Genomic DNA, 25,136 nt, shown 5'->3' with positions numbered 1-25,136 from the left:
ATAATAGATACTAGCGGTAAAAAAGAAGTGATCAGGTTATTGTGAAACAGACAAACAACCTAGTGTTTTTGCGATCGCAAAAATTTAAGAGAAAGGGACTGATTTGAATTAGATTAGCAAAAGTAGGTAAGGTTACATGACAGTGTATATCGTGGCAGGAATAGCCATATTTATCATTTATATTTTGTTGCTGCTCCCGGGCAGGATGCCAAAGGAAGTCGATGATCGATTGTGGACCAGTTATTATGCCCATCGGGGCTTGCACCAAAAGGATAAGACAATCCCAGAAAATTCGATGGCAGCCTTTAAAAAAGCAGTCGATGCCGGCTATGGAATTGAAATGGATTTAAATCTTACCGCAGATGGAAAAATCGTTGTGTTTCACGACGATAATTTATTACGTTTGTGTGGAGTGGAGCGGTTAATAACCGATTGTACCTATGAGGAATTATTGGCCTATAACCTGGGAAACACGGAAGAGAAAATCCCTCTGTTTGACGAGGTTCTGAGAATGGTGGATGGTCGGGTTCCCTTAATTGTCGAACTGAAAAATACGAAATATCTCAATGAACTCTGTGCAAAAACAGCAAGTCAGCTTGATGAATATGACGGGCTTTATTGTGTCGAATCTTTTCATCCTTTAATTGTCAGATGGTTTTATAAGAATCGGCCTGATGTAGTAAGAGGGCAGCTTTCAGTCGGTAGAAAAAGTCTCAAAGGGCTGGATGTTAAGTTCTGGCAATGGTTGTTAATTATTTCATTTGGAACCAATTTTATCACGCGCCCGCATTTTATGGCATTCTGTCACGGGGATGCCCGGCGGAAATTGGGTCTTAGCCTGTTCCACTTGTTGACCGGAAGGCTGGTCGGATGGACAGTTCAGGATACCGATGACATTGAGTATTGCAAGAAAAAATTTGATGCAATTATCTTTGAATATTTCGAACCATGAGTTTAAGGCAAAAGGTCGTAGCAGATCAGGGGATGTGCTAGGCCTTTTTTGGGTTAAAGGAGTAAAGATTCCAAGAATTCTTTTTTATACTATTTAAAGAGCAACGCTCATTGACAGACTTCGATTTTCACAATATACTTGAGAAAAGTAAGTAAAATTAATCAGGAGGAAGCAATGGCAATACGACAACTTCGGCTTGATGAGGATCCAATCCTCAGAAAAAAATGCAAAGAAGTAAACGAAATCGATGAAAAAATACAAATGATTCTCGATGATATGCTAGAAACATTACAGAGTATTCCCAATAGTGCTGCAATTGCCGCCAATCAGGTGGGTATCCTAAAGCGATTGGTGGTTATTAATATGGGTGAAGGGGTGATAAAACTGGTTAATCCCGAAATCATTGAGACCAGTGGCGAACAGGAGTGCACAGAAGGTTGTCTGAGTTTTCCGGGAAAATTTGGAACGACCATCCGTCCCCAAAAAGTTACTGTTAAAGCGCGCAATGAAAAGGGTGATGAAATCATCATTGATGGCGAAGATGATTTGGCCAAGTGTTTTTGCCATGAATTGGATCATCTGGATGGGGAAGTATTTATTGATAAGGTGATCACATTTCTTGACGTTTAAATATGGACCTTTAAAAGGTTTTAATAAAAGGATCGCATATGAAAATTGATCGGCTAATCGGGATACTATCGATTCTTCTACAGCAAAAAAAAGTGACGGCTCCTTACCTGGCAGAGATGTTTGAAGTCTCCCGCCGAACCATTAATCGGGATATTGAAGACATCTGCAAGGCTGGAATTCCGCTGACGACAACCCAGGGAGCAAACGGCGGGATCGCCATTATGGAAGGCTATAAGATCGATAAAACGCTATTATCATCAGCGGAGCTGCAGTCTATATTGGCAGGACTTAAGAGTTTGGACAGCATTGCCGGAACCAATCAATATCGGCAATTAATTGATAAACTGGCAGTGCGTGGGGGAGTGACCCAGCCGGATAATCATCTTGTTATTGATCTGTCCTCACACTATAAAAATTCATTGGCCCCCAAATTTGAAACCATTAAAAAAGCCATTGATCAGAGGCAGGTCATTTCTTTTTATTACTATTCACCAAAAGGCGAAAGCAGCCGACAGATTGAGCCTTATTTGATTGTCTATCAATGGTCATCCTGGTATATCTGGGGCTATTGTCCGGAGCGTTGTGATTACCGACTTTTTAAGCTCAATCGGCTCTGGAACCTGCAGGTGCTGGATGAGACCTATGAGCCCCGGATTCTGCCAGAATATAACACTCAGAAGCAATTGGCCATGCCCAGCCAGATTCATCTGGTGGCAGAATTTGACCCCGCTATGAAATGGCGGCTGATTGATGAATATGGGATGGACTCTTATCAAATGACCAGGGAAGGAAAACTCCGCTTTGAATTTTATTTCTCAAGCCAAGAAAATCTTTTTAGTTGGCTGCTGAGCTTTGGTGATGGGGTAGAATTAATAAAACCTGAAGCACTAAGAGAAGACTTTTTGATGATTGCGAAAAAAATTGCTGAAAAATACCAGTGATTGATTTAAACATGACAGACTGGTGTCGTGATTAGTCAGGTAGAATAAACTAAAAACAAGGAGGATTAAGAAATGAAATTTGAAGCACCGATGCTGGTGGTGGATGATATCAATCGTTCACGGGCTTTTTATTGTGATGTTTTTGGTTTGGAAGTGGTGATGGATTTTGGTGAAAATATTACCTTTAACGCAGGATTTTCGCTCCAGGATAAAGCGCTTTGGGCGAAATTTATTAATGCCGACGAAAAGTCGATTGTCTATCGGGGTAACGATATGGAGATGTACTTTGAAGAAGAAAATCTTGATGACTTTTTAAAACATCTGAAAAGTTTTGAAGGGATAAACTATTTACACGATGTCGAGGAAGCCGCCTGGGGGCAGCGAGCCATCCGCTTTTATGATCCGGATTACCATATCATCGAAGTGGGCGAAAGTATGGCCATGGTTTGCCGGCGTTTTCATGACCAGGGGATGACGGTGGATGCCATTGTGGAGCGGACCATGATGCCAGCGGAAGCGGTTAAGAGTTTTCTATTATAAATAAGCTTAAATTTAATCTAAATAGGAGAATCCCTTATACAGAAATGTGAAGGGATTCTTTTCCGTTGTTTTTAGAAATGTTATAATAAAATAGTTGAAATTGAGAAAAGAAGGATATAAATATGAGCAGAGACATTATCATCCGTAGGGCGAAGGCCTCAGATGCACAAGACTTACTGGGCATTTATGCGCCCTATGTCAGAGAAACCGCGATTACCTTTGAATATACCGTCCCGTCCCTTAAAGAATTTAGTGAACGAATAAATAAGACCTTAACTAAATATCCTTTTTTAGTGGCCGTGCATGAAGCGCAAATTCTTGGCTATGCTTATGCTTCGGCGTTTAAAAACCGGGCCGCCTATGACTGGGCGGTGGAAACCACCATCTATGTCAAACAGGACAACCGTCAAAGCGGGGTGGGAAAAAAACTCTACCAGAACTTAGAGGCAGTTTTGAAAAAGCAGAACATTTGTAATTTGTATGCCTGCATTGCCTATCCCAATCCCGGGAGTATCGGTTTTCATGAACACCTGGGCTTCCAAACCATTGGTCATTTTTCAAAATGCGGTTATAAATTTGAAACCTGGTATGACATGGTCTGGATGGAAAAAATAATTGGTGAGCATGGTGCCAATCCAAAATCAGTTATCCCCATCACTGAATTGGAGGCGTAAATAGTTAAACCGGGCTTCGAGTCGGTATTGCCGATGTCATTATTGGGCGCAGTATCAAGTAAAAATTTTTAAAATAGGGAAAGCTAAAAAGTGCAGCGGATTTAACAAAAAAGCAATAGACAAATCACAAAAAAAAGAATACACTGTGAATAAAAAAATTTACGAAATAGATCTTAACGATGCATAAAAATTAAACTTGGAGGCGCATAGTGAAAACGATCAACTTAAAACTGATGCTGATTCATCGTGGAACACGGACCCATTCGATCACTCAAATTGAGCCCATCGGTCATATGTCATTGGCGGAAATGATGGCCAGTAAAGGACTTGATGTAGCTGTTTTTTCCGGCGAGCTGTTAAGAGGACTGGAATTTCTGGATCGGAGTGGCGCGGATAAAAATACGGTGGTGGGTTTATATTGTGATTATGAGAATCAGTCGGCCGTTTTAAGTTTTACCAAAGAAATAAAAAAGCGCTATGGTGCCATTGTTTTTATCGGCGGGCCCCAGACGGTGGGTTTGGGTGAAGACTTTTTGCGCGCCAGCCAGGCCGATGCGATTATGCGGGGAGAAGGTGAGTATTCCCTTTACGAAGCGATCCACGCCATTCAAAATGAAGCAAGAGAACGATGGGAAAATATCTCCGGTATGTGTTCATTTCGGAATGATGGCAGCTATTATGATAATGACATTTATCCAGCCATTGAAAATTTAGACGAATTGCCAATCATCACCGGTACAATTAAATCTGCCCAGCATCAGGGCATTAATCATATGGCAGTCATGTCAGGACGAGGGTGTCCTTTCCACTGCTCTTTTTGTTATGAGGGGGGAAATAGCAAGAACGTCCGGCGCCGCAGTGTTGAAAATGTGATGAAAGAAATCCGCTGTCGGCTTAAACAAAACCCCAATGTGAAGTACATCTTTTTCGGCGATGATACCTTCACCCTGGACAAGGAACGGGTGCGGACTTTTTGTGACCAACTCAAAGAGTTGCGCAAAGAACACGATTTTGTCTGGTTCGCCGATGCCCACGTCAATATTGTCATCAAGTATCCGGAAATTGTAAAAATGATGGTGGATGCTGGTCTGGTGCGGATGCAGATCGGCATTGAGAGCTGTAACCAGCATATCATTGATATTTATAACAAAAAAATAAAGCGGGAAGGACTTTTTGACGTCATCGAGATCTGTCACGCCGCCGGATTGCCTCAATTGGTGGGGAACATCATCATCGGCGGGGCACTGGAAACCCGGGAAACCCTGGATTTTACCTTTGATACGGTTAATGAAATGATTAAAGCTGGTCGGGGGATGGTAGAAGTCGTCAGCACCTTTTATATGCCCTTCCCGGAAACCGCGATGTCAAAAGATCCCGCAGCCTTCGGGATTATTGTAAAGGATGAAAAAGCCCTTACATCGGTGGGTGATTTTCCGGTGATTGAAACTAAAACCCTGAGCATCGAAGAAATCTGTGCGGCTCGAAATGCGTTTTTCGAAGAAAATATCAGACTGATGCGAAAAATGCTAAACGATGGCGAAATTCCTGATGCGGTCATTTTACAAAGCTATGCGCTCAGTGAAAAATACGGTCTCAGTGGGATGTGGCAGGGACTGGCCTATTCCCGGTACCCCTATTTTGATGCCCAGTATAAAGCCCGCGTTCGTGGGGATAAGCTGACGAAAGATTATCCCGGAGAGACGGTGTTTGCGACGCACCCGCAACGGATCGCTCTGCTTTCTCTGACCCCCGAGCTGGCGGCAGAAATTCCGGTGTTAAACGGATTTGTTTATTCTCCCTTTGAATTTGAAGTTTTAAAATACAGTTCCGGAAAACTGACGATGTTTGAGATGGCCGAAATACTTTTTCCGGAATACCAGAAGAGCTTTGAGAATTTTGACGCGTTTAAGTTGCATCTGCTAGATACTATCAAAAAACTCGAAGCTGTTGGTATGTGTGTATTGTCAGGTTCACTGAGTGCGAAAGTGGCAGATAAAGAATGGGAGAATCGGGGAGAAACAGTGAAAAAAACAGTTGAGGATGTCGTGAAAAATAAGTTTATGCTGTTTAAGTTATCAACCATTGGGATGGAAATTGCCGGCTTTAGCCGAAACGGTGCCTTTCTGGGTATCTATGGTCTGGCAAGCTATCTGGATTCGAAGGGTTATGACACCATTGTTTGTGAATGCCGACCAGATCAAGCGATCGATTATTTGAAACGATACCCCTTCAACGAAATTTGCGGTATTGGCTTTTCGGTAGACTTTGAAAATAAGCATGTGGTTAAAAAAGTTAGTGCGGCAATTACACAAATGCATAATATTCCAGTGCTGATTGGCGGACCCGAAGCCATTTCTCTGGATGAAGACGATCTGCGTCAGTCTCAAGCGGTAGCCATTGTCAGAGGCGAAGGTGAACTGGCAATGGTGGCGGTTCTTAATGCCTTAAAAGAAAACAAAAGCCTGGATGGGATTGCCGGAATCTGTTATCTCAACGAAAAAGGTGAGTATATCGATATGGGCGAAGGTCCAGTGGTAGAGAATCTGGATGAACTACCGTTTCCGGCCTATCATAAAAGCATTACTCCGATTGATTATGCCAGTCTTTATCTCATGAGCAGCCGGGGCTGCCCCTATCATTGTGTTTTCTGCCATGAAGGAGCTTTGAAGCGGCCAATGCGGCAGCGGAGTGTAGCAAACGTTATTGCCGAAATGAAACATTTTCTCCTTAAATACCCGGAGCTCAGTTATTTTAAATTCTGTGACGACACCCTGGTCACCGACCCTAAATGGCTGGATACCTTTTGCCGTGAGGCTAAAGCGCTTCAGGCCGTGAAACCCTTTCAGTTCTATTGTGAGGCTGATGTGGTGTCCTTAAGCCGACGACCGGAAGTCCTTAAGTTGATGGTGGATGCCGGCCTTAACCGGCTTCAAATTGGTATTGAAACCGTGGATAAGGCGATGCTCAAGATTTATCGTAAAAATATTTCACCGGAAATGGTGGAAACTGTTGTTAAAGCGGCCTACGATGCCGGGGTGCAGCAGGTCTTCGGAGCGTTGTTAGTGGGTGGTCCCTTTGAAAATCGTGAGCACATTGAAAAAAACAAGGCCTTCGGCGCCAAACTGTTGCGACTGGGCCCGGGGATGATGGAAATTGCGCCCAGTATTGTGATGCCCTACCCGATGACCGATATTGGGCTGCACCCCGATAAATACGGGCTGACAATTTACGATAAACAGGGACTGGGCTGCATTTCTGATTACCCGATTATGGATAGCGAAACCATGGATCGTCGGGAGATCATGGCGGCCTATCAAGAATACCTTCAGAGCTTTGTCGATGAGATCAAGATCATGCTTAGCGATGGCGAACTGGGTCATGAGGATATTTTAAGGTGCTATCAAACATCGATGGCTTCAAATGGGCCCAAATATTGGATTAATATTATTTCTCACCATAAGCCGACCTTAACCGCTTATTACACGATGCTGGCCCGGGAATCCGCCAGCCGGGTTATCGATGTCGATCCGGCAGAGCTGCCGAACTGGCGACCTCAGCGAATGATTGAGATGTGGCGGGATATCGATTTTTCCCAGGGTTATCCGCTGTTATGGGGTAAGGCATTGTCACCCTTTGAATACGAAATTATGAAATACTGTACCGGCAAAAGTACCATCATTAGCATTGCTGAGATCCTTTATGAGCGATTCGGAAAACCATTTAATGAAGGCGTGGATGAATTAATGGAGCGGATCATTGAAACTCTGAAAGTTTTTGATAAAAAATACTGGTTGCTTGTTGTTCCGTACTAGAAAATGGGTAATAAAATGAAAATACTACTTAGCAATGTGTCAAAAAAATACGAAACAAGTGCTCATGATTATTTGGGACTCTTTTATCTGGCCGGAGCGCTGGAAGAAGCTGGGTTTGAACCCCTTGTTTTTCATGGCAAACCGGAACACCTACTGGAACAGGTAAAAAAGAACCAGCCGGATGCCGTGGGCTTTTCCTGTGATTTTGATAATGTTCAAATTATTGAGGATTTATCTAAAAAAATAAAAGCAATCGATAATATTCCCATTGTGGTTGGTGGCCCTCAAAGCATTGGTCTGGGACAAAAGTTTTTAGAAGACAGTCAGACTGATTTTATCTTAAGAGGCGAGGGTGAAGTGTCATTGCCGCTGCTTCTTAAGGCTGTTTTAAAAGAAGAAGGAGATTTAAGTGCGATCAATGGATTGGCAATGATCAAAGACGGGATTTTCAGAGAAACCCCGCCGGAAATTATCTCCGATCTGGATGCCCTGCCGCTGCCGGCCTATCACGCCTCACTACATATTGATCACGCTTATGGCAAGTTGATTTTTACCGGTCGGGGCTGTCCTTATCAATGTGCCTATTGTGCGCCCAGTCCTGGCAAGCACAAGGTTCGGTTGCGCAGCATGCCGTTAGTGCTGGAAGAAATCAGACTAAACCTAAAAAACAATCCGGATTTAAATTATATTATTATCATGGACGATACCTTTACCCTCAATCGGGAGCGGATTGAAGCATTTTGTCAAGGAATGAAAGAAATTAGAAAAGACCGCGATCTGGTCTGGTATTGCGAATGTCATGTGGGCCGAATCAAAGACTGGATGGATATTCTGCCGACGATGATTGAGGCCGGGCTGATCCGCTTGCAGATTGGTATTGAGTCTGGTGATCAGAAGGTTGTTAACCAATACAACAAGCATGTACAGATTGATGACATCATTGAATTTGTGACTTACGCTGCCGACTGTGGACTGACCCAAATTGCTACCAACTTTATTGTCGGCGGTCCTGAGGAAGAAGAGGGGGCAACCGCGACGCTGATAAAAACCCTGATTAATCAGGCTCCCGGGGTTATTGATATTATTACTGGCTTTTTAAGAGCATATCCCGGTACCCCGATCTTTGAGAATCCTGAAAAATTTAATTTACAACTGCATGATCAGTCAGGTCGCTTATCTGGCGATGACTATCCTTTTGTTACGCCATTGGGATATAGCCAGGATCAGGTGATGAAAAACCGTCAAGAACTCAATAAGGTCATTCGGCAAAGCATGCAACATAAAATCAAAAATCATGAATTAAAACAAAATGCGGTAATGAAACAGTTTAAAGCCGCCCTGAATTATGGTATTAGGAGCCGCTGGTTTGAGGAAATTTCTGCCAATCCAAGAGCCTATGAATATTATTATGTCTTGTATTTGAATGAAGGACAGGCTTTTGAGCCCGCTCTGGATTTCACCCGGGACTACCCACAGCGTACCTTTGAATTGTGGCGCACCATGACCTTTACCGAAGGTTTTCCCAAACTTGACGGTATGGCGCTTTCGCCGCTGGAATATGAGCTACTGCTGCGTTGTGCCGGAAAAAGAAGCCTGGCCGAGTTAGAAACTGAATTGTTTTTAAGGTTCGGTGGTCCCTATCAAAACCAGGCCGAATTCCATGAAAAATTAGTTGATATTTTATATCAATTTAATTTTAAATATTGGTTAACCCATTTTATGATTTAGCCAAAAAATTTAAGGAGGAAGAACATGAGTATTGATGGAGCAAGAGCGTTGGCCGCAAAAGTATTAACCGATGAGGCATTGGCAAAACAACTGGATGAAGCAAAAACTGGGGCAGAATTTGACGCAGTGGTTGCAAAATTAGGTTACAGCTGTACTGCTGATGAATTTCATGCTGCTTTTAAAGAAGCACAAGCCAAACAACCAATCACAGACGATCAATTGGATCAGGCTGCTGGCGGTTTAAGTATTGTTGGCGTGGATTATGCCTTTACAGCAACACAAACAGCGAGAGCTTAATAAGCGAAGAAGGGGTTCTGCCCCTTCGAAGGTTGTCGGTGCTAGGTTATCTTTTTGACAGCCTTCGAAGGGGGAGAAAGAGACGATGGAACTATTATTGATTAAATCACATCGCTATGTCAGCGGTTATATTCCCGGCAGTAATCTGGGAATGAATATATTGATCCAACTCTTAAGACAAAAAGGCTATCAGGTTGAGATGTTTCAGGGCTATGCCAAAGAAGCATTGAATTATGTTATCGATTTGATGAAGCAAGAAGACAAACCCAAAATCATCGGTTTCTACTGTGATTTTAACAATGTTCACTGGGTGAAAACATTTGCTCAGGAAGTAAAAAAGCGCTATCCTGATGTGATCCTGCTGGCCGGAGGGCCGCAAACCGCTGGGATGGATGCCAAATTTTTAAAAGAAACCGCCATTGCGGCGGCCTGTATCGGCGAGGGTGAAGAAACCATTCTGGAGTTGATGGATTATTTTATCAAAAACAAAGGTTCTCTCAATGAAATTCAAGGAATTACTTATCTCGATAAAACAGGAACCCTGGTGGAAACCGAACCACGAAAGCCCCCGGAAGAACTGGATGATATTCCCTGGCCGGATATTACGCTGACCAACGATTATAAGTATTATCAGTTGTTACCGATCTTGACTGGTCGGGGTTGTCCCTTTGGTTGTACCTTCTGTTATGAAGGGGCTAATGCCAAACGGGTTCGGCGTCATTCGGTGCCATCCCTGATGACTGAAATCCGGGAGAATTTCAGGCGCGATCCGGCCATCAATTATATCAACTTTCTGGATGATACCTTTACGCTGGACCATAAGCGGGTTAACCAGATTTGTGAAGAAATAAAAGAGATCCGCAAAGTCTATGATTTTGTCTGGTTTGCCAGTGCTCACATCTCAACGATTGATAAGCATCGGGAGATGGCAAAAAATATGGCGGCGGCAGGGCTAAAAAAAATATTCTTTGGTTTGGAATCCGGCAGTGATGGGGTTTTAAAGAGTTACAATAAAAAAATAAACAAAAAAATGGTGGTGGATGTCATTGACCATTGTGTTGAATCGGGGATTCATGGCATTTCTGGCAACATTATTATTGGCGGTCCCCACGAAACGGCGGAAACCATTAAAGAATCTGAAGATTTGATTATGGAATTGCTTTACCGGGCTCCGGGACAGTTTGAAACGGCTTATTTTTCATTTCTGCCCTATCCCAAGACGCCCATTACGCTTAATCCGGAAAAATTTGGGATGGAAATCTATGAGGAATTGATTGATTGTTGCAATGAGGATATTCCCCTTTCCCGCACCAAAGAACTGGATTTTACGGATCTGATCAATATCCGCTTGCAGGCCAACAAACGACTCCAGAATGAAATGCGCAAAATCTATTTTGATGGAAAAATCCCCGAAGCGGTGATTCTGGATTCCTACCGACTGGGTCGACAATACGGGGTTTTTACCCGTTGGAATGACTATGTCTATAAAAATATTCCGATTGATGATGCGTATTGGAAAATGCGCGCCTCGGATGAGTATGTTTTGAGTGTTGAGTTGGGAAAAAATAATGAAGCGGCGATTGTCCACCGGACCTTTGAACTGTGGCTTTACACCGATGTCAGTGGTAAAAAACCACAGATATTTGATCAGGAACTGGATGAAATTGACGATACCCTGCTAAAATTATGCAATGGCAAGCTGTCAAAAAAAGAAGTTCTGCAACAGGGGAAAATGAAACTCGATCCGCAGGGAAAAAATGCCAATTTCTATCGCCAGGCACAGCAAGCCCTTGATAAATTGGAGGGGAATAAGTGGATTTTATACCGGAAGCCTTAAACAAGAAGCCCGAAGTTCTACTAATCTACACGCAACGGATGATCCGCGGACGGACCTTTGAAATGATTGAAAATCTGGGCATTCTAACGCTGGCGGCTCAACTCAATGCCAATGGCTTTGAGGCAAAGGCTTATACGGGCATTACCACCGACGCGGTGAAAACCATTAAAAATATGAAAGACCGCCTGTTTGCGGTCTGTTTTTACTGTGATTTTGATAATCAGTCAGCGGTGGCTGCCATCATCAGCTATTTAAAAAAACATTATCATTTTTACGTTGTGTTAGGAGGCCCTCAAACCCTCCATATGACTGAAAAGGATCTGGGCAGCTTTCAAGCCGACGGTATTTTAAAAGGAGAAGGCGAAGAAACCCTCTTAACCTGGTTAAATGCAAAAATCAGGGGCGAAGCGGTCCTTGTTCCCGGAGAAATCCAGCCAGCTCAGAACGCTGATTACATCTATCTGGAAGACTTTTCAAAGTATGCCTTGCCCCGAAATGAAGATGTACTTGATTATCATGAACGTCCACTGTTGTCAGTAATTACGGCCAGAGGCTGTCCCTATCGTTGTGCTTTCTGCTTTGAGGGGGGAAATTCTAAAAATTTGAGAATGCGAACAGCGAAAGATGTGCTGGATGAAATAGAAGCCCGCTTAAAAAGAAGTCAACGACCCCGGTACCTGTTTTTTTGCGATGATACCTTTACCACCAATCCGGTCAGGCTGCGGAAAATCTTATCTGGAGTAAAACGGCTAAGGGAAAAATATGATTTTGTCTGGTTTTGTGAAGGTCATCCCGGATTTCTGGTGAAACATCTGGAATTCATTAGAGAAATGATTGACAGCGGCATGGTGCGAATGCAAATCGGCATGGAGTCCGGGGTCGACGATGTGCTCAAAGCTTATGGTAAACAGGCCAGCCCCGAGGACATCAAAAAAGTGGTTGAGATCTGCTATGCTGCCGGATTACCGCAACTAACCGGGAATTACATTATCGGCGGGGCCTTTGAAACAGCCGAAACATTGGCTACAACCACTAGAAAAGCGTTAGAATTACTGGATCTGGCCCCCGGAATGCTGGACTTATCGACAACGTTTATTATGCCCTTGCCCGGTACCCAGATTTATAATCAACCTGAAAAATTTGGGATCGTTCTGGAAGACCGGGAATGCCTTACCAACCTGGAGGATTTTCCGGTTAATCATACCAAAGAATTATCGCTGCCGGAAGTCTGCATGGGTCGCTCCCGATTTATTACCGCAGTTTCTAATAAAATGAAAGAACAATATGAACACGGTCTGATTACCAAAGAACGGATTCAAGCCGATTTCAAGCTGGCTTTTAACTATGGGATTGCCGCGGGATATCTTAAATTTATTTATGGTAAAAATAATCTGATGGTGGAGTATTATAAAAAACTGATCGACTATCAGGGTCTTCTTAAAGAATGGCATGAACTCAGTGAGCAAGAAAAAAACACCTGGGTCATCCAGAGGATTCCTGATTTTTCGCTGTTTGATATCAATACGCTAAGTCAGTTAGAAATCGATATTCTGGCCGGCGCGGGTAGCGATACGATTGGAGAAACAGCAGAAAAACTGAGTTTATCCGCTGAGAAGATCGGCGTGTTGCTAAAAGGCCTGAGTGACCGGTATTTTGTTTTGTTCTCGCCATTTATTTAGTCTGTGGTGAGCTAAAACCGACCGCACTGTCGATAAGTACGGGAAAGCTCAGAGCATTTTATTGCCTCAATTATAAAATCAAAGGAGTGGGACATGAAAAAAAATTGGATAATATTATCCACCCTGGGCGTTCTGGTTATTGGCGGGTTGCTTTGTTTTGGCTGTACCAGCACGGTCAAAGAAACCGGTAAGTTATCAGTGGATGTGGTTTATCCGTTCTCCCAGGAATACAGTGCCTCCTTCAAAAATGGCATTGAACTGGCCGCCAGGGAAATCAATGATCAGGGCGGAATCCTTAACCAACCGATCGAAATCAACTACAATGATGACGGCAACAACACCAATACGGCGGTCGAAGTGGCTACCCGGATTGCCGAAAAAGCAGGTTTTCCAATTGTTATCGGACATCGAAGCACCGATGATGTGCTAAAGGTCGGGAATATCTATAAGCAGAATAACAAGCTGCTTTTTGCGCCCATTATTGCCAGTTCAAAATTGAATCGCCCTGAAAATGAAGGCGCCTATCTCTGCGCGCCATCGGATGACGCCATGGCCGATGAAATGGTAAGAAGTATGGCCACCCAGGGAATCCAAAGAATCGCGGTTGTTCATAGCGCCGGCAATACCTATGGCAAAGATTTTATTCAAAAAGTTGAAGAACATGGTGCTGAAGTGGGCATTGAAATTGTCGATGCAGTTTCTTATCTGCCAAATCTTGATTATTTTCGTTATTATCTAAAAAAATGGGACAGTTTGGGGGTCCAGGCGATTGTCACCGCCTGTGTCGGAAATGACATCACGGTGCTTTATGAGTATCTGGAAAAAACCGGTAATACCCGGCCAATTTTTGCCAGCTATGACATTGAGATTCAGCCCTATGTTATTCCTACGAACATGAAAAATCTGACCCAGGTTACCAGTTATTTTAACAATACCGCCGCGGCTGGCCGGGAATCGGCATTTATTAAGGCTTATCAGAAAGCTTATGGGAAGAACCCGGATGTGCCAGCCGCCCAAGCCTATATGTCGCTGCATCTGGCCGCAGATGCGGCGAGTGCGGCCCAGAGTCTGGAAGTAGAAACGATAATAAAAGTGTTGGAAGAAAACAGTTTTGAGACGGTCTATGGCAGTTTAGACTTTGATAAACGGTTGATTGATGGGATTCCGGTATTTCAAAAGATTTATATCAATGATCAATTGGTGCCCAGGGAAAATTTGACGGGGGGAGGACAAAGCGGTGAGTAAATCCATTTTTCAGAACAAAGAGGATAAAAACACCAAAAAAAGTGAACACGCCGCTTTGATGACCGTTATCGGTCCGGGGAACCTGCTGATTCTACTGGGAATTATCATTTTTTTAGTCTGCGTGGTTATTTATTCGATGACTGTTCCGATTAATATCACCACCACCCTCGACGCCGTTGTATCTTATGGTGAGGGAACGGCCCAAGTAGTGGTTGAAAATGAAGGGATTCTGACCCAGCTGAGTGTTTCCGATGGCGATTATGTGAAAAGAGGAGATCTGCTGGGGGTTGTGACTGTCGAGAACACAGCAGCTCAGATCACGAGTGGAGCAGTGCTGACAGAGGAAGAAAAGAGCAGATTTAAGCGACAAACGATGATTGTAGCGATGGAAAGCGGGATGATAGCGGGACTAAATTTTGGAGATGGGGCATTTTTACCGAAAAACTCGACCCTGTGTCAAATTGTCAAACGGGAAAATGAAGACACCACCGTGGTGGTGCTGGCTTATTCCAGCTATGAAGATGCCATTAATGTTAAGCAAGGCGATCCGGTCTTTGTTGCGGTTGAATCGGCATCCACCGATGACTATGGCTATTTAAGAGGGATTGTACGAAGTGTTCAGCTGAGCGGTTTGACTCAGGATCAAGAAAATCCGCTGGAAATGCAAATTATTATTGATCCCAAGGTGGATGATCAGAGGAATTATATCTGGACCAAAAAAAACAACGGTTTTAGTGGTGAAATCACGACGGGAACCTCTGCCAGTGCAATCATTTTTACAGATCGCTTATATCTCATTGATATGATTATCTCCTAGAAAGGCGGCCAGACGCATGACGAAATCAGAAGCAGAGAAAAGTCGGGATGAGAAAGAAAAACGGCCTAAAATAGCCAGGGTACCCGTGGTTTTGCAAATGGAAGCGGTCGAATGCGGGGTCGCCTCGCTCTCGATGATTTTGGCCTATTATGGGCGCTATGAAACCCTCGAGACGCTTCGGATTGATTGCGGAGTATCCCGGGACGGGGTAAAGGCCGGAAATATTGCCAGGACTGCCCGACTTTATGGTCTTAATTCCCAGGGTTTTGTCTGTACGGTGGATAAGTTAAAAGAAATGCAAATGCCAGTGATTATTCACTGGGATTTTAGTCACTTTGTTGTTCTGGAAGGGTTTAAGAACGACAAGGTTTATTTGTGCGACCCGGCTTCAGGAAAGCGGGTAATCACTCCAGAAGAACTGGGACAGATGTTTACTGGGGTAGTGATTGAGTCCCGGCCGGGACCGGAATTTAAAAAGGCCGGAGAAAAGCCCGATGTCTGGAAGGCACTATTTAAACGCCTTTCTCAAACCGGTATTTCACCCTTGCTTTATGCCCTGGTGTTGGGGGTATTGTTAGTTATTCCCGGTCTGATTATTGCCAATTATGCAAAAATATTTGTCGATTATTACCTCGATAATACCGAAAAATTTGATATCCTGATTTTTATTTTTATCCTCTTAAACACGGTGGTGCTCCAGGCCATTCTCAATTGGTTAAAGGAGAACGCGCTGGTGCGGATGGAGAACTATATCGCCATTGACAGTGCGGGTACTTATCTTCGTCACGTCCTCCGCTTGCCGGTAGAGTTTTTTAATCAGCGCCAATCCGGGGATATCAATAGCCGGATGCAAAGCATCAATACCGTGGCAACGGCGTTATCAAGCAATCTGGCTCGTATTCTGGTCAATCTGGTTACTGCATTTTTGTATTTAATCCTGCTTTTTCAGTACAATGTTGTGTTAACCTTAATCGGCATTGTGATCACCGGGATCAATATTTTCTTGCTGCAATATACAGCTAAAAAGAATGCCGATAACAACCGGGTGTTACTCCAGTATCAGGGCAAATCGATTGGCTGGATCATGGTCAATCTAAAATCGATCGAAACCATAAAATCGATTGGAGAAGAAGATAACTTCTTTACCCGCATCGCCGGACTCAGTGCCGAAACCCTGGCGGTGGAGCAGCGTATGGGTCGGATGGAAGCCGTGATCTCCGTTTTACCCACCCTGATGACTTCGATTTTAACAGCCCTGATCTTTACCATCGGTAGCGAGTACGTGTTAATGGGAGCGATGACCATTGGTACTTTTGTGGCCTTTAACACGCTGATGACGGGCTTTACTCAGCCAATGAGCGAGCTGGTCAGTACCAGTGCCGCCTTGCAGGGGATGATCGCCGATATTGCGCGCTTGGATGATGTGGAAAAATATCCCGAAGATATCGCCCTGGAATCAGAAAAGCTTTCACTCGATGGCTTTGATTGTGATCAATTAGAAGGTGAGATTGAGATCCGGGATTTAACCTTTGGCTATAACCGACTCTCAGATCCGATTATAGAGGGCTTGAACCTGAAACTTCGGGCTGGCGGTTCGATTGCCCTGGTCGGTTCATCGGGAAGCGGTAAATCGACGATTGCTAAAATGATTACCACCCTTTATCAGCCCTGGAGCGGCGAAATACGCATTGATGGTATTGATATTAAAGCGATTCCAGCCGAACTACGGGTCAATACGATGAGCTCAGTGGATCAGGAAATTGTGATGTATTCAGCCTCGGTGCTGGATAACATTACCATGTGGGATGAAACCATTGCCGTTGAGGATGTGATAAAGGCCACCAAAGACGCCTGTATTTATGAGGATATTCTGGCGCTGCCCAATGCCTTTGACCACATCTTAAGCGAAGGCGGAAAAAACTTAAGTGGGGGCCAACGGCAGCGACTGGAAATCGCCCGGGCCTTATGCAAAAATCCCCGGATTCTGGTCATGGATGAGGCCACCAGTGCCTTAGATACCGCCACCGAAGCAGAAGTCAGTGAAAATATCAAAAAGCGCGGCATCAGTACCATTCTGGTAGCCCATCGGTTATCGACGATTCGGGATTGCGATGAGATTATCGTGCTAAGCGGTGGGGTTGTCAAAGAGCGGGGAACCCATGAAGAATTGATGGTTTTAGGCGGCGAGTACGCAAGTTTGATCAGAACTGAGGGATAAAAGATGGCAAAAAAATTAGAAGAAATCAGACAGATCAACAAAAAGTATGATAACAGTGCCAAAAAAGCATTTGATCGTGTTTTGACCCCTAAAAAGGCGGCGACTACCCTGGATGATAGTCCCTTGATTGCAGCGGTAAGCAAGGTCGCCGAAGCGATGGGCATCGCCGTAAAAATCCCACCGCTCCGGAAGCTAAGTGGCGGGGATCCGTTTAAGTTGATTGCTGATGAGTCCGGTTTTCGTTTTCGCCTGGTGGAGTTAAAAGCGGATTGGTATAAAAACGACAATGGCCCGATGCTGGCCTTTACCGCAGCAGGAGAGCCGGTCGCTCTGATCCCCCAATCCCCTAACCGCTATCGGTGTTGGAGCGTTGATAAAAAGCCACAAGAAGTGGATGCCGAGTCGGAATTTCCCCGAGCCTACGTCTTTTATCCGCCCTTACCCAAGGAACCCGTTTCTTTTTTTGACATGGTAAAATTGGGCATAAAACTGTTCTCACGGCGAGATCTAATCTGGACCCTGGTGTTGGCGGTGGTGACCGCGCTGTTATCGCTGCTACCGGCAATGGCAATGCAGGAGACCTTTAACGTTTGGATTCCCCAAAACCAGTCAGTGACGATTTGGGTGGTGGGGTTTATCCTGGTGGCAGTCGCCATCAGCCGCGGTTTGTTTACGATGGTTCAAAACATCAGTGTCCTTCGAATCCAAGGTAAGTTATCGATTTTGCAGAATTCACTGTTGGACAAACTCTTATCGCTGCCGGCGTCCTTTTTTAAACAGTATTCATCCGGAGCTCTGGCGATGCGGGCCACCGGCTTTGCGATGATTCAAAAAATCCTTTCAGTTAATGTGATTACCATGATCATTACCAGCTCGTTTTCGATTATCAATGGATTATATATCTTTACGATTAGTCCGACCATTGGTTTGCTTGCGATGGGGTTAACTGCCATCAGTGTAGCAATCACCCTGGTCATCGGAAAAATGCAAATGAAATGCCAGCGGGCTTCTCTGGAGATGTCCAATGATATTTCAGGAATGGTGTTTGAGTTGATCACCTCGGTTTCCCGGTTACGGGTGGCTGGGGCGGAAAGCCGGTCTTACTTGAAATGGGTGAGGGCGTATGCCAAACAGCGCAAGGTGGAGTATAAAAGAGGGCAGCTGATGGCACTACTTAGGCTTACAACGATTGCCTTACCAACCCTTTCGATGTGCGTGATTTATTACTACGTGAGTGTGAACGGCATTTCTTCGGGGGGGTTTGTGGCCATCAATTCGGCCTTTATGATTTTTATATCCTCCCTGCTGGGATTGGTTCAAACCTTGATTTCGATCAATAGTGTAGTACCACAATATGAAAATACCAAGCCGATCATTAATGGCGTTCCGGAAGTGGACAGCTTTAAAACCACGCCGGGAATAATTCAGGGTGATATCGAAATAAATCATCTGTACTTTTCTTATTATGAGGGCGGCGCAACGATTCTTGATAATATTTGTTTCAACATCAAACATGGCGAATACGTGGCCATTGTTGGGGCCTCCGGTAGTGGCAAATCAACGCTGTTACGTTTGCTGCTGGGGTTTGAAAAACCGACGAGCGGCAGTATTTACTGCGGCGGATTTGATCTGGAAAGTGTTGATATTCGAGAAATCAGAAAGCAAATGGGGGTGGTGCTCCAGGACAGCCAGCTAATCCCCGGGGATATCTTATCGAATATTGCCGGCTCAAAAAAGGAATTAACCGAAGATGATGTTTGGGAATTGCTTAAAAAAGTAGGCATGGATGAAGAAATCCGGCAAATGCCCATGGGTCTTAAAACGATGGTGGCCGAAGGAGCGGGAACCCTATCAGGGGGACAGCGGCAGAAGTTGCTGATCGCCAGAGCCATTGCAGCCAGTCCGGCGATTATCTTTTTTGACGAAGCCACCAGCGCCCTGGATAACCGATCCCAGCAGATTGTCTCAGCAAGCATGAAAAATCTCGATGCCACGCGGATTGTTATTGCTCATCGGCTTAGTACGATTATGAATTGCGACCGGATTCTGGTTCTGGAAAAAGGCAATATCGTCGAAGAAGGCACCTATAATGAACTGATGAAAAAAGAAGCGTATTTTTATAAATATGCCAAAAGACAACTGGTCTGATAAACGCAACAAAAAAACCAGAAGAATTCGGCCGATCAGCCGGTGAGATTCTTCTGGTCTTCTTCAAGTTAGGAAATGCATTAGATTTAGTATTTTTAGTACTTAATAAAGCTGGTTCCGGGAACGCCGCAGATGACGCATTTATCGGGAACTGCTTTTTCAATATTGCCGCACAGTGGACAGAGGTAGTAAAAGACTTCTTCGGTTTGATCCAAATTTTCAAGGGCTTCCTGATACAGTCGGGCATGAACAGCTTCTGCTTTCATAGCAAAGGTAAAGGTCTTGATCGCCTCTTTATTTCCTTCAGCTTCGGCTTCTTTTAAAAAGTCAGGATACATCTCGGTATACTCATGGGTTTCTCCGGCGACGGCATCTTTAAGGTTTTCTGCCGTTGTATGAATCTTTCCGGCAACTTCAAAATGCTTCAGGGCATGCAAGGTTTCGGCATCAGATGCGGCTTTAAATAATTTAGCAGCATTGATATTTCCATCTGCTTCCGCTTTCTTTGCATAAGCTGTGTACTTTCTATTTGCCTGAGATTCTCCGGCAAAGGCCTCCATAAGATTGTTTAATGTTTTTGACATTTGTTTTCCTCCATATTAATTTTTAAATTAGGCAGTTTGAGTAGTCAAGGGTCAGAAAAGGAATCGTTCCAGCCTTGATAATCAAACGTCATTTTTGAGTAATGATTTCTAAACAGTAATCATTATAAATAAGATACCATAGATAAATTGAGATGTCAATAAAATTTAAAAAATGTATAAATAAAAAACCGAAGCAATCGCTTCGGCTTTTATTATTTTTGATCGCAGTCGTCGATGGTGATTTCTTCATAAATCATCTGCATTTCCTCATCAAGTCGGGTAATCGACTCGGCACAGTATTTAAGCCGTTCCCGGAGACCTTCAGACATATCGCTATGCGCTTTATATTTGAGGTGATGCTCAAGACTGGCCCAGAAGTCCATCGCAATGGTTCTAATTTGGATTTCAACGGGCACAGATTCAGTTCGTTCAGCCAGGAAAATCGGCACCAGAACAATCAGGTGGAGGCTGCGATAGCCATTTTTCTTCGGCTCAGCAATATAGTCGTTTTTTCGGACCAGGGTAATATCATCTTGACGGACTAACAGGTTAGCAATATGGTTAATATCATTTAGATAGTTACAGATGACCCGAACCCCGGCAATATCAGTCAAGTTTTTACGGATATTCTCTGGCGTGATCTCCAGCCCTTTTTTTTGCATTTTTTCGGCGATGCTCTGAGGTGCTTTTAGTCGATACTCCATGTGATGAATCGGATTATGATCATATCTGGCCTGAAATTCTTCATCCAGGATCTCAAGCTTGGTTTTAATTTCTTTAATGGCAGCCCGATAAATCTGTTGTTGCAGGAGAAACTCTTTCAAATTTCCGTTAATATCCAGGTCTTCAGAAAAGGGTGCTTCGGTTGAATTAATTTGCATTGTTTTTTATCACTTAAGAGTAAAAGTGCCTTTCTATAGTTAGTCGTGTCAATAAGTAAGCTTTAAACAAGGAATAGGGAAACGTCGCAATATCAATGAAGGCTGGTGAGCTAACAAGTATCTCAACAATGATGAACGCATTTAATAGATGCGGTTAGTATTAAATAAAGTCTACAGTTTGTGATTATACATCTGAAACCTTAGGTGCATTTTAAAAAACAGGTGAAAGTGAAAAAATACTTAAGATAAGTAATGAGGAAGAAACTCTATTTTTGAAGTTGAAGAGGTTTACTGTGACACCCAACGAGTTGCATGATTTATTCTAAAATAAGTGGGTATAATAGTACATAGAAGTAAGAAAGGAAGTGAACTTATGGGAATTTTAACTTGGATAATACTTGGCGGTTTAGCCGGCTGGCTGGCCAGCATGCTGACTAAAAACAATGAAAAGATGGGACTTATTAAAAATATTGTGGTCGGAATTTTGGGAGCAATGATCGGTGGTTTTGTATTTAGCTTTTTCGGAGCAACAGGCGTAACCGGATTTAATTTATGGAGTATTTTCGTTGCTTGCGTGGGAGCGGTAATCCTGCTGGTAATTATTAATTTGTTTACGAAATAATTAACTTGATTATGTATAAGGTTCAATTGGTGGGGAAAGAGATAATCTCTTCCCCACTTTTTTGAGCATTAAAAAAGAGGTTAATCATATGAACGGTTAGCCTGATTATTTTTGAGATTTTCTTTTATTTCGTAGAGCTTTTTATCGGCTTCGATGATAACCTTCTCAAGGATTTCCTCATCATGCATCTGGTATAAACCAAAACTGGCACTGACGTGGATAAGGGCGTCATTATAAGTAATGGCGATGGTGTCCAAACTATCTTGTAATCGGGAAATGATGCTGGCGGCTTTGGCATAATTCGTATTTGGCATCAGCAATACAAATTCATCCCCACCATAGCGACCAAAAAGGTCAAAAGTCCGGATGCTGTCGTTAATGGTTTGGGCGACAGTTTTTAGCACCAGATCCCCGGCATGATGGCCATAGGTATCGTTGATACACTTAAATTTATCGATGTCGATCATGGCAATACAAAGATCGGATTGAAAGCGTTTGGCTTTGGAAAATTCAATATTGGCCAACTGTTCAAAATATTGACGACTGTAGATCCGGGTCAGACCGTCCCGTTGGGCAAGATCCCGCATCTTTTGACCTTCCACCTTGTCGGTTACATCCATGCAACTGCCAATGTATCCGGCAAACTCATGATCATTAAGATAATAGGGAACACCCCGGTCATTAATCCAGCGATAGACGCCATCGCTGCGTTTAAGTCGGTATTCCATTTCAAAAGATTCCTGCTTGGCAAAGGCGTCTAAATATATTTTTAGGCACATATCAAAGTCTTCCGGGTGAACGCCCTCGGCCCAGCCAGTTCCGACTTCTTCTGCCATGGTTTTGCCTGAAAAGTTCAGCCAGGTGGTGTTAAAGTAATTGCACAAGGTATCGGTACCAGCGCGCCAGATCATATTGGGGGATGACTCGACAATGATCCGGTATTGTTCGTTATCCAGCTTCATGGAAGTACCTCCAGAGAATTTAAAGATTTATGCGTCTAACTAATACTTATTATAGCCTGAGATTGGTATTTTTGCAGTAAATTTTTAACCCATCAATTTATTTATTCGTGCCTTAGGAAAAGTGATTATAAAGGGAACAACCTAAATGATCAAGAGAAGCTTAAAGTCAGATCGGGAAATAGATTTTCGTTTAGGTTAAGCTCAATCATCGACACAAAGCGATTGGCTCCTTTTTAATTACGTATTGCAAATAAAAAATTAACAAGACGGTTAAAATTTCAGTGCTTTTTCGCTTAGTTTTTATGATAGAATAATTGATAAATCAATTGAATCAGGGTAAAAAAAGAAATAGTGAAAAACGCTATATGATTTTTGAAAGGATGAAGAAAATGTTAAAAAAACGATTAGCAGGTGTTCTCCTCAGTTTATTGTTATTTCTTGTTTTTGTGTCGGGATGCACCACAACCTCTTCACAAAGCCAGAACCAGAGCTATGAAAAAACAATTGCCACGGCCCGGACTGAAATTTGGAAGGAAGTTATTGGAAGAGGGGCATCCAGTGCGACCATTGCGATCATGGATAATGGCAAAATTGTCTATGAAGAGGGGTTTGCCATGGCTAATCGGGTGGAGGCGCTGGCTGTAGATACCAGTACCCAATATAATATCGGTTCAGTCAGCAAGGTGTTCACCGGAGCGGCCATTATGCAGCTGGTCGAAGAAGGGGTGCTTGAGCTGGACAAACCAGTGGTGGACTACCTCCCGGACTTTACCATGCAAGACAGCCGATATCAGGATATCACGGTGCGAATGCTACTCAATCATTCGTCAGGGCTACCAGGGACGTTTATGCCGAATGGCTTTGCAACAGCCGAAGATCCGGATTTTCTGGCAAACTTTATGGATTATCTGGCTAACAGTGCATTAAAGGAGAATCCCGGGGTGGTCAGTGTTTATTGCAACGATGGTTTTACCCTGGCTGAGGTGCTGATTGAAAAAATGTCCGGCCAGAGTTATTCGGCGTACATGGATAAAAATATTTTTGCAAAAGCCGGTATGCGTAATAGTAGCTGTTCGTTTGCGAAAGGAAATGCAAACATCGCCTGGCAGTATAGCAATGACGATGGGTTGGCCCTCCCGTCAGAAATTATCAATTTGATGGGAACCGGTGGAATTTCCGCAACGACGGCAGATTTATGCCGTTTTAGCAACGCGTTGTTAAGTGACAAACTAATGACCGCTGAGTCTTTTACCGAATATACCAGCCCCCAATATGCAAAAGAAACAGTACCGTCGGGAACACCCATAACTAACTACGGATTGGGTTGGGATATGGTTTCAGTGGCCGCCTTTGCCGAAGAGGGTGTTCACGTGGTCAGTAAAAACGGTGGAACCCTCCAGTTTAATTCCCAGCTTTACGTGATTCCTGAAGAAAATCTTTCGGTTGCATTAATTTTTGCTGGAGTAGCGGATGTAACCGGCGTTGCCAATAGCATTACGCAGACGTTATTAGAAGAAAAAGGTATTATTCCGGAAAAAGCCGCAGAGGACACAAAAACCATTGCAGCGACACCCATTCCCAATGAAATTCTCGATTTTGCCGGATATTATGGAACCAGTGGCAGTATCATAAAAATTGAGTTTGATCAGCAAAAAAATACCCTTGAGTATAAGCGCTTTGATGGTAAAGCTTTTGTTACGGCTGGAAGCTATCCTTATACTGGCGACGGATATTTTGATATGCAAAATGATCATCGGATGTCATTATCAGAAAGCTTCGGAAAAAAACTGGTGCTCCAGTCTCTGAGTAATGCGGACTATTCAATTGTTACCGCCGAAGATATTACCGCCAATAATCCCGTTGATACCAGCCGTTTTGAAGGTAAAGCCTGGATTCCAGTGAGTCTCAGTGCCATCGATCTTTATGCGTTTTCCGCAACGACCGGGAGCTTACCGGAGTTTCCCGGGTATATTTATTTCGGCAGTGATGGTGGTTATACACCTTATCCGTTAAAGGATGAAAATACCGCGTTCATGAATCTGGCTTATGCCCGGGATTTGGTCGAACCTATGATTAAAGAAGAAAACGGAAAAACAACGATGACAGCCATGGGTTATACCTTACTGGATGTCGCCGTGGTCCCAAGTCTTCAGAATGGCGAAAAAATCGCTATTGGGGATACCGGCGAAAATATCGTCAAAAGGCTGGATGCCGATGGTAGCTTTGGAGTAACCCTGCCTGAGGGTAGTCGGGTCGTGATTTATGATCCCGCTGTGGCAGTAGCTTATGATACGATGTATGCGGCGATTGAAGATGTCCCGGTCGCTGCCGGCTCCTATGTGATGTTTATCGCGAACGACGGTGATCAATTTGAGTACCAGTATCGCTTTTAAAGAAAGGGAATTGTCATGAAGAAAACCACAAAGTTACTCTGTCTGCCCCAGGAGACGGTGCTTGATGGGACCTGGCAACCGCCGACAATTAAAAAGACGGAATAAAATAGCGGGTAGTTGGTGGTGCTTTGGATAACGTCAGTTTTAGACATCGTTTGAATGGAATGGGAGAATAG

19 protein-coding genes are annotated in these 25,136 nt (G+C 43.7%); 16 read left to right on the top strand and 3 right to left on the bottom strand.

What is annotated here, in order from left to right; translation table 11 throughout:
- Nucleotides 1–136: 136 nt before the first annotated feature.
- The 14 genes from ACIZ62_RS17380 to ACIZ62_RS17315 all read left to right on the top strand — a co-directional run bounded on the left by ACIZ62_RS17380 (nucleotide 137) and on the right by ACIZ62_RS17315 (nucleotide 19,518).
- Complete coding sequence (locus ACIZ62_RS17380) at nucleotides 137–952, top strand: glycerophosphodiester phosphodiesterase family protein (protein WP_111888742.1); 816 nt, start codon at nucleotides 137–139, stop codon at nucleotides 950–952.
- A gap of 174 nt (nucleotides 953–1,126) precedes the next feature.
- Entirely contained in the window at nucleotides 1,127–1,582 is a 456-nt protein-coding gene (gene def, locus ACIZ62_RS17375; RefSeq protein ID WP_111888743.1) for a peptide deformylase, read from the top strand.
- Between the two features lie 38 nt (nucleotides 1,583–1,620).
- Nucleotides 1,621–2,523, top strand: a complete 903-nt coding sequence (locus ACIZ62_RS17370; protein WP_414150761.1) for a helix-turn-helix transcriptional regulator — start codon at nucleotides 1,621–1,623, stop codon at nucleotides 2,521–2,523.
- 72 nt (nucleotides 2,524–2,595) lie between these two features.
- The gene (locus tag ACIZ62_RS17365) at nucleotides 2,596–3,063 is read left to right on the top strand and encodes a VOC family protein (protein ID WP_111888745.1); all 468 of its coding nucleotides are present in this window, start codon (nucleotides 2,596–2,598) and stop codon (nucleotides 3,061–3,063) included.
- A 122-nt stretch (nucleotides 3,064–3,185) separates the two neighbouring features.
- Nucleotides 3,186–3,737: an N-acetyltransferase family protein gene (locus ACIZ62_RS17360; protein WP_414150760.1), complete on the top strand. Its 552-nt coding sequence runs from the start codon at nucleotides 3,186–3,188 to the stop codon at nucleotides 3,735–3,737.
- Between the two features lie 209 nt (nucleotides 3,738–3,946).
- Entirely contained in the window at nucleotides 3,947–7,549 is a 3,603-nt protein-coding gene (locus ACIZ62_RS17355) for a B12-binding domain-containing radical SAM protein (protein WP_414150759.1), read from the top strand.
- A 15-nt stretch (nucleotides 7,550–7,564) separates the two neighbouring features.
- On the top strand, nucleotides 7,565–9,277 hold the full coding sequence (locus ACIZ62_RS17350) for a B12-binding domain-containing radical SAM protein (RefSeq protein WP_162624521.1): 1,713 nt from the start codon (nucleotides 7,565–7,567) through the stop codon (nucleotides 9,275–9,277).
- A 24-nt stretch (nucleotides 9,278–9,301) separates the two neighbouring features.
- Nucleotides 9,302–9,574, top strand: a complete 273-nt coding sequence (locus ACIZ62_RS17345) for a Nif11-like leader peptide family natural product precursor (RefSeq protein WP_111888749.1) — start codon at nucleotides 9,302–9,304, stop codon at nucleotides 9,572–9,574.
- Between the two features lie 85 nt (nucleotides 9,575–9,659).
- Nucleotides 9,660–11,411: a B12-binding domain-containing radical SAM protein gene (locus tag ACIZ62_RS17340; protein WP_414150758.1), complete on the top strand. Its 1,752-nt coding sequence runs from the start codon at nucleotides 9,660–9,662 to the stop codon at nucleotides 11,409–11,411.
- Nucleotides 11,387–13,090 carry a B12-binding domain-containing radical SAM protein gene (locus ACIZ62_RS17335; RefSeq protein ID WP_111888751.1) on the top strand — a complete coding sequence of 568 codons (1,704 nt, stop codon included), beginning with the start codon at nucleotides 11,387–11,389 and terminating at the stop codon, nucleotides 13,088–13,090. Before ACIZ62_RS17340 ends, ACIZ62_RS17335 begins: the two co-directional genes overlap by 25 nt.
- Before the next feature lie 93 nt (nucleotides 13,091–13,183).
- Nucleotides 13,184–14,335: an ABC transporter substrate-binding protein gene (locus ACIZ62_RS17330; RefSeq protein WP_414150757.1), complete on the top strand. Its 1,152-nt coding sequence runs from the start codon at nucleotides 13,184–13,186 to the stop codon at nucleotides 14,333–14,335.
- Nucleotides 14,328–15,152 (top strand): biotin/lipoyl-binding protein, encoded by an 825-nt coding sequence (locus ACIZ62_RS17325; RefSeq protein WP_414150756.1) that lies wholly within the window; start codon nucleotides 14,328–14,330, stop codon nucleotides 15,150–15,152. Before ACIZ62_RS17330 ends, ACIZ62_RS17325 begins: the two co-directional genes overlap by 8 nt.
- Nucleotides 15,153–15,168: 16 nt before the next feature.
- Nucleotides 15,169–17,370: an NHLP family bacteriocin export ABC transporter peptidase/permease/ATPase subunit gene (locus tag ACIZ62_RS17320; RefSeq protein WP_111888754.1), complete on the top strand. Its 2,202-nt coding sequence runs from the start codon at nucleotides 15,169–15,171 to the stop codon at nucleotides 17,368–17,370.
- Between the two features lie 3 nt (nucleotides 17,371–17,373).
- Nucleotides 17,374–19,518 (top strand): NHLP bacteriocin export ABC transporter permease/ATPase subunit, encoded by a 2,145-nt coding sequence (locus tag ACIZ62_RS17315; RefSeq protein ID WP_111888755.1) that lies wholly within the window; start codon nucleotides 17,374–17,376, stop codon nucleotides 19,516–19,518.
- Between the two features lie 95 nt (nucleotides 19,519–19,613).
- Here ACIZ62_RS17315 and ACIZ62_RS17310 read toward each other — a convergent pair whose 3' ends face one another.
- Both ACIZ62_RS17310 and ACIZ62_RS17305 read right to left on the bottom strand, forming a co-directional pair.
- Entirely contained in the window at nucleotides 19,614–20,102 is a 489-nt protein-coding gene (locus ACIZ62_RS17310; protein ID WP_111888756.1) for a rubrerythrin family protein, read from the bottom strand.
- A 212-nt stretch (nucleotides 20,103–20,314) separates the two neighbouring features.
- Complete coding sequence (locus ACIZ62_RS17305; RefSeq protein ID WP_322519004.1) at nucleotides 20,315–20,983, bottom strand: GTP pyrophosphokinase family protein; 669 nt, start codon at nucleotides 20,981–20,983, stop codon at nucleotides 20,315–20,317.
- Nucleotides 20,984–21,356: 373 nt separating this feature from the next.
- Here ACIZ62_RS17305 and ACIZ62_RS17300 point away from each other — a divergent pair, with 373 nt between their 5' ends.
- Entirely contained in the window at nucleotides 21,357–21,605 is a 249-nt protein-coding gene (locus ACIZ62_RS17300) for a GlsB/YeaQ/YmgE family stress response membrane protein (protein ID WP_322519005.1), read from the top strand.
- 80 nt (nucleotides 21,606–21,685) lie between these two features.
- Here the strand turns inward: ACIZ62_RS17300 and ACIZ62_RS17295 are convergent, their stop codons facing one another.
- A complete protein-coding gene (locus ACIZ62_RS17295; RefSeq protein WP_322519006.1) occupies nucleotides 21,686–22,567 on the bottom strand; it encodes a diguanylate cyclase in 882 nt (293 codons plus the stop codon).
- Between the two features lie 389 nt (nucleotides 22,568–22,956).
- Here ACIZ62_RS17295 and ACIZ62_RS17290 point away from each other — a divergent pair, with 389 nt between their 5' ends.
- Entirely contained in the window at nucleotides 22,957–24,960 is a 2,004-nt protein-coding gene (locus tag ACIZ62_RS17290; RefSeq protein ID WP_322519007.1) for a serine hydrolase domain-containing protein, read from the top strand.
- Nucleotides 24,961–25,136 lie beyond the last annotated feature (176 nt).

This window comes from Acetobacterium carbinolicum (genome assembly GCF_047456275.1).
Taxonomy (GTDB): Bacteria; Bacillota; Clostridia; order Eubacteriales; family Eubacteriaceae; genus Acetobacterium; species Acetobacterium carbinolicum.
This window is presented reverse-complemented; position numbering and strand designations above follow the sequence as displayed.